The organism is Ensifer adhaerens (assembly GCF_002007205.1).
GTDB classification, from domain to species: Bacteria; Pseudomonadota; Alphaproteobacteria; order Rhizobiales; family Rhizobiaceae; genus Ensifer; species Ensifer adhaerens_D.
The window spans coordinates 361,176-373,770 of the sequence record NZ_LAZS01000001.1; the positions used below are offsets into that span (position 1 = coordinate 361,176).

12 protein-coding genes are annotated in these 12,595 nt (G+C 63.3%); 4 read left to right on the forward strand and 8 right to left on the reverse strand.

The annotated features are described in order from the left end of the window. Positions 1 to 72 precede the first annotated feature (72 nt). A complete protein-coding gene (gene ftsE, locus XB14_RS01650; protein WP_034806610.1) occupies positions 73 to 732 on the reverse strand; it encodes a cell division ATP-binding protein FtsE in 660 nt (219 codons plus the stop codon). Positions 733 to 1,042: 310 nt separating this feature from the next. On the opposite strand from ftsE, the gene XB14_RS01655 reads away from it, so the two are divergent. The 3 genes from XB14_RS01655 (at position 1,043) to XB14_RS01665 (ending at position 2,901) form a co-directional block, all read left to right on the forward strand. After that, positions 1,043 to 1,711, forward strand: coding sequence for a hypothetical protein (locus XB14_RS01655; RefSeq protein ID WP_077959902.1), 669 nt, complete (start codon positions 1,043 to 1,045; stop codon positions 1,709 to 1,711). A gap of 64 nt (positions 1,712 to 1,775) precedes the next feature. After that, positions 1,776 to 2,321: a hypoxanthine phosphoribosyltransferase gene (gene hpt, locus XB14_RS01660; RefSeq protein ID WP_077959869.1), complete on the forward strand. Its 546-nt coding sequence runs from the start codon at positions 1,776 to 1,778 to the stop codon at positions 2,319 to 2,321. Between the two features lie 220 nt (positions 2,322 to 2,541). Further along, positions 2,542 to 2,901, forward strand: coding sequence for a response regulator (locus XB14_RS01665; protein WP_077959870.1), 360 nt, complete (start codon positions 2,542 to 2,544; stop codon positions 2,899 to 2,901). Positions 2,902 to 3,130: 229 nt separating this feature from the next. Here XB14_RS01665 and XB14_RS01670 read toward each other — a convergent pair whose 3' ends face one another. From XB14_RS01670 to argH, 4 genes are all read right to left on the reverse strand, one after another. Beyond that, positions 3,131 to 5,767, reverse strand: coding sequence for a TIGR02302 family protein (locus tag XB14_RS01670; RefSeq protein ID WP_077959871.1), 2,637 nt, complete (start codon positions 5,765 to 5,767; stop codon positions 3,131 to 3,133). Positions 5,768 to 5,975: 208 nt separating this feature from the next. Continuing rightward, the gene (gene lysA, locus XB14_RS01675) at positions 5,976 to 7,244 is read right to left on the reverse strand and encodes a diaminopimelate decarboxylase (RefSeq protein WP_077959903.1); all 1,269 of its coding nucleotides are present in this window, start codon (positions 7,242 to 7,244) and stop codon (positions 5,976 to 5,978) included. A gap of 69 nt (positions 7,245 to 7,313) precedes the next feature. Next, positions 7,314 to 7,508 carry an LPS translocon maturation chaperone LptM gene (lptM, locus tag XB14_RS01680; RefSeq protein ID WP_034806616.1) on the reverse strand — a complete coding sequence of 65 codons (195 nt, stop codon included), beginning with the start codon at positions 7,506 to 7,508 and terminating at the stop codon, positions 7,314 to 7,316. 105 nt (positions 7,509 to 7,613) lie between these two features. Beyond that, the gene (gene argH, locus XB14_RS01685) at positions 7,614 to 9,017 is read right to left on the reverse strand and encodes an argininosuccinate lyase (RefSeq protein ID WP_077959872.1); all 1,404 of its coding nucleotides are present in this window, start codon (positions 9,015 to 9,017) and stop codon (positions 7,614 to 7,616) included. 26 nt (positions 9,018 to 9,043) lie between these two features. Between argH and tlpA the strand changes: the two genes are divergently transcribed. Then, positions 9,044 to 9,703: a thiol:disulfide interchange protein TlpA gene (gene tlpA, locus XB14_RS01690; RefSeq protein ID WP_077959873.1), complete on the forward strand. Its 660-nt coding sequence runs from the start codon at positions 9,044 to 9,046 to the stop codon at positions 9,701 to 9,703. A 3-nt stretch (positions 9,704 to 9,706) separates the two neighbouring features. Here the strand turns inward: tlpA and XB14_RS01695 are convergent, their stop codons facing one another. The 3 genes from XB14_RS01695 to XB14_RS01705 all read right to left on the reverse strand — a co-directional run. Next, positions 9,707 to 11,062, reverse strand: a complete 1,356-nt coding sequence (locus XB14_RS01695; RefSeq protein WP_143348182.1) for a sulfatase-like hydrolase/transferase — start codon at positions 11,060 to 11,062, stop codon at positions 9,707 to 9,709. A 126-nt stretch (positions 11,063 to 11,188) separates the two neighbouring features. Continuing rightward, positions 11,189 to 12,061: a 3-hydroxybutyryl-CoA dehydrogenase gene (locus XB14_RS01700; RefSeq protein ID WP_065774654.1), complete on the reverse strand. Its 873-nt coding sequence runs from the start codon at positions 12,059 to 12,061 to the stop codon at positions 11,189 to 11,191. Positions 12,062 to 12,212: 151 nt separating this feature from the next. Next, positions 12,213 to 12,595, reverse strand: a 383-nt coding sequence (locus tag XB14_RS01705; RefSeq protein WP_210190002.1) for an electron transfer flavoprotein subunit alpha/FixB family protein, incomplete at its 5' end; no start/stop codon positions are given.

Sequence of the window (12,595 nt, forward strand, 5' to 3'; positions counted from 1 at the left end):
TCGGTGCGACGCTGCTGCTGCTGCTGTTCGGCCGTCGGTTCGGGCGCGCTCTTCTGGCGCTTGGTGCGGCCGTCACTCATAGATGTCGAGCCGTCCCTGCGAGAGGATCATGCGCCGCGCCTCCACCTGGTCCATCAGCGACAGATCGTGCGTGGCAATCACCACTGCCGTGCCGAGCCGGTTGAGCTCGAGGAAAAGATTGAGCAGACGTCTGGCCATCGGCGGATCGACGTTGCCGGTCGGCTCGTCGGCAAGCAGGATCTCCGGCCGGTCGATCAGCGCCCGGGCAATCGCCGCACGCTGCTTTTCGCCGCCGGAAAGAACGGGCGGCAGCACGTTGATACGCTCACCGAGACCGACCCATTTCAAGAGTTCGAGCACGTCGGCGCGGTAGCTCGTTTCCTCCTTGCCGCGCACACGCAAAGGCAGCGCGACATTTTCGTAGGTGGTCAGGTGGTCGAGCAGGCGAAAATCCTGGAAGACGATGCCGACCCGCCGGCGCAGCATCGGAAACTCCTCGCGCGGGATCGACGAAATGTTGCGGTCGAACATGCGGATCAGCCCGCGCGTCGGCTGCAGCGAGAGGAAAAGAAGCCGCAGCAGCGTGGTCTTGCCGGCGCCTGACGGGCCCGTCAGGAACTGGAACGAACGGCGTGGAATGTCGAAGGTCAGGTCCCGGAGGATTTCCGGTCCCATGCCATAGCGCAGTCCGACGTTCTCAAAGTGAATCAAGCGGCAGCCCAGTCTCTCTCACGGCCGTGCAACCGATGGCCGGTTCCGGTCCTCCGCGCATAGGACGACCAGCCAAGAAAGGCAAAACCGCCAGCGGAATCATGGTTAAGTGACGGTTAATTTTTCATGAAAAGGCGCCGCTTTCGCGACGTCTTTCCGAAACATTAACCATTCCGGTTTACGTGTCGGAAAGATTTGATGCAATGCCTAGATTCTTGCACCGCAAGGGGGCTGGGCATCGCCCGATGGTTTCGCAGACAGACCGGCCGCCTGCGGCCCATGTCCTCTTGCGGGACAGGAGGAAATGATCATGCAGGCATTCCGGACCAAGTCCGCCAGCAACAGCGCCTATACGGATTTCCTGCCGCCCGAGCACGGCGGACGCAACGGTGGTGCCGCGCCGAGGCGCGCCGACTATGTGGACGCGGAATTCGAGGTGATATCCGCAACGTCCCGCCGCACGCCCTATCCTGTTTTCAACGACAATGCCAGGACAGGGAGCCGCAGGCGGCCGACGCTGACGGTCGTGGAGCAGGAGCCGTCGCTAGGCGCTCGATTGTTGCGTCTTGCCGAAACGCGGCTGCGCGACATGCCGGCACGCCGCTTTGCCGGGATGGTCGCGGGGGTTGCGCTTGCTTCCTTCCTGGCGATCGTCGGCTTTGCCGGCGATGGACAGGCCGACGTTCAGCCGCTGACGATATCGGGGATCACGAGCGCGCTCGACTACTCCGGCGGCATGCGTGTGCTGTCCGTCTATGGCTCGATCGACAACCGCTCGGATGCCGAGCAGCGATTGCCGCTCGTCGTGGTGGAGATCACTGCCAACGGGCGCAAGGTCACGACGACGCGGGTGATGCCGGAAGGCGCGGCCATCGCACCCGGCGAGAGCCGTCATTTCATGACGAGATTGCCCTATGCAGGTGGAAAAATGCCGGATGTTACGGTTTCCTTCGCCGAAAACGGTGTTTCGGCGCGCTGATTGTGCTAAGCGGCGCCAAAGGGGAAGGCTGATGTCTTCCGGATGAAACGCTGGAGAAGCCTTGATGCCCGTCGTTCGCGGTAAGAATATCGAACCTCTCTATACGGCTGAAACGATCGCCGCCCGCAACAGCGAGCTGGCCGGGCTGATCGTCAACGGTCCGCACAAGGACCTGCTGGTGATCGCGGTGCTGAAGGGGTCGTTCATCTTCGCGGCCGATCTGATCCGCGCCATGCATTCGGCCGGTCTGGCCCCGGAAGTCGAATTCATCACGCTGTCGAGCTACGGCACCGGCACCGTCTCGCAGGGCGTCAAGATCACCAAGGATATCGACAGCGACGTGCATGGCCGCGACGTGCTCCTGATCGACGACATTCTCGAATCCGGCCGCACGCTGCGCTTCGCCAAGGAGCTGATGTACGAACGTGGCGCCCGCAATGTGACGATCGCCGTGCTGCTCGACAAACGGGTCAAGCGCAAGGTCGAGCTCGAGGCGGATTATGTCGGCTTCGAATGCCCCGATCACTTCGTCGTCGGCTATGGCATGGACGTCGCCTATGCCTTCCGCGAACTGCCTTTCGTCGGCGTTGTCACCGGCGACGCCGAGTAAACGTCCCGTTTTGGGGCATGCGCCCTGAAATCCAGTCGTTCGGCGTTTACCGAACACAAACGAAAAACTGGTTGTTTTGGTGCGTGCCGCAGTGATTCTCGATGGGATCGGCGGCGCTGCAGCGCCAGTGTGTCTCCCGATGATCCACGCCCGCTGTATCTTTGGATCAGTGCGGGTGCCGGCGTGAACGCCGGACCTGGAAGCGAACGCGGAGGCCATGATGGCGAAGATCCTGATTACCGAGGACGAGGATGCATTGCGTTCCTTCGTCGCGCGGGCCCTGAGGCTTGATGGCCACGAGACGGTCGAGGCCGGCGACGGTGCCGATGGCCTTGCGTGCCTCAATGAAGAGGCATTCGACCTTCTGCTCTCCGACATCCGCATGCCCGTCATGGACGGCATCGAACTGACACACCAGGCGTCTGCCGCCTTTCCGGCAATGAAGATTCTGCTGATGACGGGTTATGCCGAGCAGCGCGAGCGGGCCGACGATCTCACCGACAAGATCGTCGACGTCATCTCCAAGCCATTTTCCCTTCCCGATATCCGCAAGGCCGTCGCCCTGGCGCTCGCCGCCTGAGGCGTTCGACCAGACGACCGGTCGCCGCAAGAACTCGCCCCGACGCATCGATTTGCATGCGACGGGAGCCGATGTCGTTCCTAATGCGCGTGAGTCCAAGAGCGCTACTGCATGTTTTTGGCCTTCAATCAAAGCAGATTAAAGGACGAAACATGCAGGCCAAAGTTCTACAGCAACCTTTGCGCGTCTGGTAAGACGCGCGGCGCTGTAGACCGAGCGGGCGCTCGGCTCAACGCATATCGAGCAGGCGCTCCAGGTATTGGCGCTCCGCCTCGGGCGAGAGGCTGTCGCCGAGCCTGCGGCGGATCTCTTCGAGGATCTGCCTGGCACGTTGAGAATCGATCTCGTCGGGAACCTCGACCTGATCGCCGAATTCAGGGCCGAGGTTCTGCTGCCGCCGGCCGAGCGGGTCGCGCCCGTTCTGGCCGTATTGCGGCACGCCCATGCCAGGTCCCTGACCCTGGCCCTGCATCTGGTTCATCATGTCCTGCGCACCCTCGCGCAGCGCCTGCAGCGCGCGGCCCTGGTTGCCGACCGCCTGTTCGCCCTGGCCCTTGCCGAGGGCGCCGGAGGCACCGTCCATTTCGCGCTTGGCTTCACCAAAGCCCTTGCCCGGCTTGATGCCCATGTTTTCAAGGCTCTGGCTCAGTTCGCCGAGCTGCTTGCCGAGCGCGTCCTGCTGCTCTTTCAACTGCTTCAGAGCTTCCTTCAGCTGTTCGGCGGTCATGTCGTCGAGCGGGCTGGGCTGGCCGTTCGGATCACCCTGCTGACCCGGATCCTGCGGCATTTCCTGGCCGAAGAGCTCGTTGTCCTCGCCCTGCAGCGGGTCGCCGCGCTGCATCCGGTCTCGCAAGGCCTGATCGAACTTGAAGGTCTCGTCCATCAGCTGCTGCTGTTGCTGCATCAGCTTGCCGAGCTTGTCCATCTGCTGGCGCATGGCGTCGTTCTGCTCGCCCATCTGCTGCTGGCTGCGACCGGCCTGCAGGTTGTTCATCATGCGCTGCAGCTCCGAAAGCATCTGCTGCGCCTGATCGCGAGCGCCGGAGCGGGCGAGGTTCTCGATCTGATCCATCATCTTTTCGAGATCCTGCTGGCGCAAGATGTTGTTGGGATCGAGCTTGCCGGTCATGCGCGGATTTTTCATCGCCTGCTGAGCCAGCGCCTGCATGTATTCCTGCATCGCCTGGCGCAGTTCCTGCATCAGCTTGGCGATTTCCTGGTCGGAAGCGTTGCGCTCCAGCGCATCCGACAGCGCCTGCTGGGCCTCGCGCAGACGCCGCTCCGCAAGCGACAGGTCGCCGTCCTCGATCCCGAGCGCAATCTCCCAGAGGTATCCGGCGGCATCGCGCAGCATGTCGTCGTTATAGGCGAGCGCCATGCGGGTGCGTGCCGATTTCAACAGCAGGAAATGGGTGAGGTTCGGGATCCAGTCCTCGGCAAGCGAGGTGACGGCGTCGTTGAGGTCGATGGCGCGCGGCAGGTCGTTGGCATTGAGCGCGAAGACCTGACGCTGTTCGGCCACGGCGCCGGCGAGCGGCTGCGAGAACTGGCGGGCGGGAAGGATCATGTCCTGCGGCGGGCTGCGGCCTTCCTGCCCGGCGGCGTCGCGGGCGACGAGCGTGATCTGCACGCGCTTGCCGGCAAGCGGGTGCTCGCTGAGGTTCCTGCTGGTCGTGCCTTTTGCCTCGCGCGCGTTGCGACGCGGCAAGTCGAGCCGGTATTCCGGCAGCGGGTAAAGCGCGCGCGCACCTTCGGCCGGCGCGTCGAGCGGTTTGATTTCCGCGAAGGCCTGAGCGACGCCGTAATCGTCAGATGCAAGGAAGGTGATTTCCAGCGCCGCGTTGATGGTGGGACGGGGAATCCCGTCGAAGGCGATCTGAGGCACGCCGTCCGGGGTGATCTTGAAGGTCCAACGCTGGTTGCCGACGACAAGCTCGCCATCCTTGACGACCTTGTAGACGTGGTTGCGCACGGCGGTTGCGCCGCGCGCCGGATCCGGCGGTGCTGCCTCTGCAGCCTTCGGTTCCGCTTGTTTTTCGTTGGCTTCGGCGCCGACGACGGGAATGGAGACCGGTTCGCTCGCACCGGTCTCAGCATAGCGTACGGGCGCCTCCGCCCCGGTGCCGGTGATCCGGACGGTGATGTCGCTGAACTGCGGGATCGTGATTGCTCCGGGTTCTTCCTCTCCGGTAGCGGCCGCTTCCGGCTTGCCGGTCAGAAAGATCGGCGCCCGCCCGGTATAGGGCGGCGGCGTCACCCAGGCATCGACGCGCACGTTGGCGGCCTCGATCGAGGTCTGCGGCAGCCGGAAGGCGTCGCTGAGCAATCCGGCGCGATTGGAATAGGAATAGGCAAAGGCCACGCAGGCCAGCAGCACCGGCACCGCTCTGAGCGCGAATGGGTCGTGCCTGGCGATATCGGGCCGCGGCAACCCCGTATCGAGGGCGCCGATCATTCGCGCCATGCGTGCCTGGTGTTCGCGCCACAGCGCTTCGCCCAAGGGATTGTCGGTCGCCGGGCGATCGTCTTGGACGCGGATCGCCTGATGCGGCAGCGCGTTGCGCTCCTCGAGCATGCGATCGGCATCGGCACTGCCGGGCAGACTTATCCGGCTGAGCGGGACGAGGGCGGCGAGGAAGGCGAGCCCAAAGGCAAAGAGCGCCGCGGCATGCAGCCAGAAAGGCGCTGCGCGAAAGAAGCCGAGCCAGGCGAAGGCGAGAAACAGAAGGGCGATTGCGCCCGGCAGCAGGATGCGCGGCAGAAGCTGCTCGGCGACCAGCACCGCGCGCGCCAGCCATCTCTTCAGCGCCAGAGTTCTCGAAAACGGCTTCGGTTGTGGCGTTTCATCCTGCCGGAATTGCGTCATCCGCCCAAGTTTCCTTTCGGTCGCCCAACAACGCTTGTGGCTGACCCCAATATAGTGAGGCGACGGGCACGCTCAAAAAAAGCGCATAGTTTCGCCGATCCCGCTTGTGTTCAGGATACCATCGTTTGTGGCGAAGACGAGGGCGCAAACACAATCGTGATCGTCCGGGCGGCCGATCCACAGATTGTCGCTGCCGGTGCGGGGCGGCTCAGTCGAGCCAGTCCGGCACCGAATCAAGGCCGATCAGCGCATCATAGTCCTGACGCGGGCGAACCACGTGGAAGCGGTCGCCCTTGACCAGCACTTCGGGGATCAGCAGGCGGGAATTGTAGGTGCTGGCCTGAACGGCGCCGTAGGCACCGGCCGAGCTGACGGCGAAGAGATCGCCGGGCTTCGGCATCGCCATCTCGCGGTCGAGCGCCAGGTAGTCGCCGGTTTCGCAGACCGGGCCGACGACGTCGGCGCGGATACGCGGGGCATTGGCGGCGGAGATGCGAACGGGGCGAATCTCGTGATAGGCCTCATAGAGCGTCGGGCGGATGAGGTCGTTCATCGCGCCGTCGACGATGACAAAGGTCTTGTCGCCGCCGTCCTTCACGTAGATGACCTCGGTCACCAGAATGCCGGCATTGCCGACGATCAGCCGGCCCGGCTCCGTGACGATCTTGCAGCCGAGTGATTGCAGCTGGCTCTTGACGATTTCGGCATAGGCATCCGGCAGCGGCGGCGGATTGTTGTCGTCCTTGTAGGGGATGCCGAGGCCGCCGCCGATATCGACGTGATCGATCGAATGGCCGTCGGAGCGCAGCGTGTCGACGAGTTCACGCAGCAGCTTGAAGGCGTCGTCGAAGGGCTGCAGCTCGGTGATCTGGCTGCCGATATGCATGTCGATGCCGGTGACCTGGATGCCGGGCAGGGTGGCGGCGTGCGCGTAGACCGCACGGGCGCGCTCCCAGGAAATGCCGAACTTGTTTTCCTTCTTGCCGGTCGAGATCTTCGAATGGGTCTTCGCGTCGACGTCGGGATTGATGCGGAAGGAGACATGGGCGCGCTTGCCGGCGCGCACGGCGCGCTGGTTCAGGACTTCGAGTTCCGGTTCGGATTCGACGTTGAAGCAGTAGATGCCGGCGTCGAGCGCGAGATCCATTTCCAGCGGCGTCTTGCCGACGCCGGAGAACATGATGCGGCTTGCCGGGATGCCGGCCGCCAGCGCCCGGCGCAGCTCGCCGCCCGAGACCACATCGACGCCGGCGCCGAGGCGGCCGAGCGTCTTCAACACCGCCTGGTTGGAATTGGCCTTCATCGCGTAGCAGACCATCGCATCCACATCGGCGAAGGCCTTGGAGAATACCGTGTAGTGGCGTTCGAGCGTAGCGGTCGAATAGCAGTAGAAGGGCGTGCCGACCGCGCGGGCGATATCGGTCACCGGCACGTCTTCGGCGTAGAGAATTCCGTCGCGGTATTGAAAATGGTTCACGTCAGGCAGCTCGGCTTTGAGCAATTCCGGGACATGTGAAGCGTTCGGAATTGCGTAATTTCAGATGAACTAGAGTAGGGGATCGAGCAGGAACGAACGCTCGTCGGCCTTTTCCTTCTGCTCGACGGTTCCGGCTGGCGCCTTGGTGTTGATCGGCGCGGTCGAGCCGGGGCGATCGAGGTCGCCCTTGCGTCCACAGCCAACGAGAACCAGCCCGGGGATCGCCAGCAGAAGTGCAAGCCGGGCCGCCTTCGTGAATGTCATCGTGATTTTCCTTCGCGGGAACTGATGCAGGTGCGATGTCTTACCGATTTTTCAGGCGCTTGTGCACCCTGTTTCTGCGGGCGGAAACCGCCCGCAGCTCCCCGCCTAGTTGCGGGCGCGCCACCAGGCGATCTGCTTGCGGACCTCGTTGGGCGCCGTGCCGCCGAAGGACGTGCGGCTGGCCACAGAGGCTTCGACCGTCAGCACGTCGAACACCTTGTCGGTGATGTCGGCATGGATCGACTGCAGGTCGGCAAGCGAAAGATCAGCGAGGTCGCAGGCCTTCTGTTCGGCGAGCGCCACGGCCCGGCCGGTGACGTGGTGGGCGTCGCGGAAGGGCAGGCCCGCTTCGCGCACCAGCCAGTCGGCAAGGTCGGTCGCGGTCGAGTAGCCCGAGCCGGCGGCGGCCTTCATGCGGTCGGCGCGGATGGTCATGTCGCGCACCATGCCGGTCATGGCGGCGATCGCCAGTTCGAGGCTTTCGGCTGCGTCGAAGACCTGTTCCTTGTCTTCCTGCATGTCCTTGGAATAGGCGAGCGGCAGGCCCTTCATGACAGTCAGAAGGGCGACCAGCGAGCCGTTTATGCGGCCGGTCTTGGCGCGCACCAGTTCGGCCGCGTCCGGGTTCTTTTTCTGCGGCATGATCGAGGAGCCGGTCGAGAATGCATCCGACAGGCGGATGAAGCCGAACTGCGGCGTCGACCAGATGACGATTTCCTCGGCAAGGCGCGACAGGTGCGTGGCGGTGATCGAGGCCATCGACAGGAATTCGAGCGCGAAGTCGCGGTCCGATACCGTGTCGATCGAGTTGCGGGTCGGGCCGGCAAAGCCGAGCGCCTTGGCGGTCATGTGGCGGTCGATCGGGAAGCCGGTGCCAGCGAGTGCGGCGGCACCGATCGGGCTCTCGTCCATGTGCTCGATGGCGTGGCGCACGCGCGAGCGGTCGCGGCCAAACATCTCGACATAGGCCATGCAGTGGTGGCCGAAGGTGACCGGCTGCGCCGTCTGCAGATGGGTAAAGCCGGGCATGACCGTGTCGGCATGCTCCTCGGCGCGATCGAGGAAGGCGGCGATGAGACCGGTCAGCGCCTTTTCGGTGCGCTGCAGCTCTTCCTTGACCCAGAGGCGGAAGTCGAGCGCCACCTGGTCGTTGCGCGAGCGGGCGGTGTGCAGCCGGCCGGCCGAAGGCCCGATCAGCGTTGCAAGCCGCGCCTCGATGTTCATGTGGATGTCTTCGAGGCGGCGCGAGAACTCGAACTGACCGCTTTCGATCTCTGACAGGATCGTGTTCAGACCGTGAACGATCTTGTCTTTGTCGTCAGCCGAAATGATGCCTTGCTGCGCCAGCATCGTCGCATGCGCTATTGAGCCGCGGATGTCCTGGGCATAGAGCTTCTTGTCGAAGCCGATCGAGGCATTTATTTCCTCCATGATCGCGTCCGGACCCGAGGCAAAGCGACCGCCCCACATCTGGTTGGAGGATTTCGTCTCGGAATTGCCGTCAGCCATGAAGAATGCCCGCCTTGGAGAATGAAATGCCCGACCAGAAGAAATCCCCCCCGGCCGTGAAACTGTTCGCGCTCGCCGCCCTTTTCGGCGTGATCGTCGGTGCGGCAGCGGTATACGTGAAGGAGACGGGGTCTGGCAATGGCGACACGGCCGAAACGGCTGCGGCCAGCTGCCCGCTGACCTCGGCCAAGGTCGCCACGCTCACGCCCTTCATGAAGGGGCAGGTGGCCGCCATGTCGCCGGCGTCCTCGCCGCGACCGATCGCGCTCGATTTCAACGGTCCGGACGGCAAGCCGACCAATGTCTCGGCCTTTGCCGGCAAGTCGCTGCTCGTCAATATCTGGGCGACGTGGTGCGTGCCCTGCCGCGAGGAAATGCCGGCGCTCAACGCGCTGCAGAAGTCGCTCGGCAGCGACAAGTTCGAAGTGGTGGCGATCAACATCGACGTCGGCGACGACGAGAAGCCGAAGGCGTTTCTCGACGAGACCGCCGTGCACGAGCTTGCCTATTATCGCGATGCCTCGATGGGCGTGTTCAACAGCATGAAGAAGGAAGGCCTTGCCTTCGGCCTGCCGGCCACGCTGCTCCTCGACGACAAGGGCTGCCTCATCGGCTCGATGAACGGCCCGGCCGCCTGGGACAGCGACGACGCCAAGGCGCTGATCACGGCTGCTGTTGGACAGTAGGCGCTACCCTCTGTCAGTGACCTGCCGGTTGTCCCGCAACAGGTACCACTGAACCTTGTGGGGCGTGAAATGCCCTGCCGCTGCACGGTTCCACAACGGCGTGGGATGGTCGCCGACGATGAAGATGTCGGTCGGCGGCAGAGCCGGGTCCTTGGCAATCGCGGCAACGTCGGCAAAAACGTCGGCCCATAGTTCGGTCAGTTCACACACCTGGGTGTTCGCGATCTCGGCTGAATCTCTGCCACACCGCAGCTGGCCATGCTGCTTGGCCACGTAGGGTATGTGGGAATTCAGCGTCAGCCAGTACAGGAACGTCCGTTCGGCCGGTTGCTTCGTCAACCGGTCGCGGATCGCCCCGGCGACGTCATTGTCGCACAATCCCGTAAAAACGCTGCCGCAGCGCTGGCCAAACCGATCGCCGGCTGTCGCAAGGTTCTCGAGGAAGTATGATTCCTGGAAGCCGATGCTTGGATACCATTTGTCCCGTTCGAACATCTCATGAGAAAATCCGTGATAGGACACGGTGCGATAGCCGCGGTCGGCCATGGCCGCGGGGAAGCAGTCATAGCGGGCCTGGCCAAGATAATCCGTATGGTCGCCCCATTGCCCGCAGAGTTCGCGGGATTCAGCCCCTGTCGTCGAGCCCTCGAAATTGCTGAGACCACTTGAAAGCGTGTAGCGCCCGGTATCGAGGGCAGGCTGGAGACGCTGTGAGAGAATGGCAGCGTGCGCGGGGTTCGCCAATGCGCCGAGCCCTTCCACCATGACGAAGAGTACGTTCCGACCAGCATCCGCTATGGTTGCGGGATCGGCGCCATTGATTGAGAGCGCGCTTTCAAATGATTGAGCAGGTTGCTTCAGGAAGGGGCTATTGATGTGGCGCTCCAGCAAGGCCACACCGAGTGCCACCAGAACCGCTGGCAGCACCATTGCGCCTCGCAGGGCCTGCCGGTTGCGATTGAAAAGGCAGGCGACTGCGACGCCGTTCGCGACAAAGAAGCCGAGCACCGCCAGATAGAAGGCCGATGAGGTCAAATCCACGGACGCCAGGTAGCGCATCGACTGGACCGCAGTGCCGAATGGCAGATTGAACACCGCCATGGCCACGAGGCCCAGATCGACGACGGCAATCAACGGGAACAACACATAGGCCAGAAGGGGTGGAGCGCGCAGCGCGAGCTGGCCGGCAAATACATAGAGGAGCGGCGAAAACGCTCGGGTGGCCACGTAAAACGGCAAGGCCAGCAGCATGACAAGATTGGGTGCCACGCCGAGGAGCAGGGCAAAACGCCACGCCCTCGCACTCGACAATGAAGGGACCGATCGCGCAGCTACCGCGGAAATGGTTCTCGACGTCATCTTCTCTCCCACCTGTCTGGGAGAGGTAACAGCACCGCCTTTAGATTACATTACCTCTTGACCTGAGCCTGTGTCCAAAGTTGCGACGCCGAGAGGGCCGGGCGTCCTGTCGTTATTTGGACGGGATTATCGGGTGGGAACCGGTACTTCGCCGCGATAGTCGTAGAAGCCTCGGCCGGACTTGCGCCCGAGCCAGCCGGCTTCGACATATTTCACCAGCAGCGGGCAGGGACGATACTTCGAGTCCGCCAGGCCATCATAGAGCACCTGCATGATCGACAGGCAGGTGTCGAGGCCGATGAAGTCGGCAAGCTGCAGCGGGCCCATCGGATGGTTGGCGCCGAGCTTCATCGCGGTATCGATGGCCTCGACGCTGCCGACGCCTTCGTAGAGCGTATAGATCGCTTCGTTGATCATCGGCAGCAGGATGCGGTTGACGATGAAGGCCGGGAAGTCCTCGGCGACAGTCACGGTCTTGTCGAGCGTCGCGACGAATTCCTTGGCGGTCTTGAAGGTCTGTTCGTCGGTGGCGATGCCGCGCACGAGCTCGACGAGCTTCATGACCGGAACCGGGTTCATGAAATGGATGCCCATGAAGTGCTCGGGGCGATCGGTCGCCGATGCCAGGCGGGTGATCGACAGCGAGGACGTGTTGGTCGCGAGGATCGCTTCCGGCTTCAGGATCGGACACACCTGGCCGTAGATCTTGCGCTTGATCGTCTCGTCTTCAGTGACGGCCTCGATAACGAGGTCGGCCTGCGACAGGTCGTTGATATCGGTCGAGCCCTTGATCAGAGCCAGTGCTGCCTTGCGGGCCTCGTCGGTCATCTTGCCGGAGGATACCTGCCGGGCGAGGTTGCCGTTGACGGTGGCAAGCCCCGCTTCAATCCGGTCTGCGGCCAGATCGTAGATCTGGACCTTGTATCCGGCGATTGCCGAAACATGCGCGATGCCGCAGCCCATTTGCCCAGCACCGATAATTCCGACCGTCTTGATCATCGCGGCGAACTTCCATCTTCAGAGGTTGGCGGCGAGGCCGCCATCAGACATGCAAACCGGGCCGGTTTGGCCGGCCCGGTAGATTGTTAATGCCAAGTCCGCGCTTTTGCCAGCCCTTTTCAGGGGCCAAGCGGCCGGCCATGGTGAATGCTTACAGGGCCTTCTGCAACTCCGGCAGGGCGTCGAAGAGATCGGCAACCAGGCCATAGTCGGCGACCTGGAAGATCGGCGCCTCTTCGTCCTTGTTGATCGCGACGATCACCTTGCTGTCCTTCATGCCGGCCAGGTGCTGGATGGCACCGGAAATGCCGCAGGCGATGTAGAGATCGGGTGCGACGACCTTGCCGGTCTGGCCGACCTGCCAGTCGTTCGGGGCGTAACCGGCGTCGACGGCAGCGCGCGACGCGCCGACGGCAGCGCCGAGCTTGTCGGCCACCGGCAGGATCACTTCCTGGAACTTCTCCGACGAGCCGAGCGCGCGGCCGCCGGAGATGATGATCTTCGCCGAGGTCAGTTCCGGACGGTCGGACGACG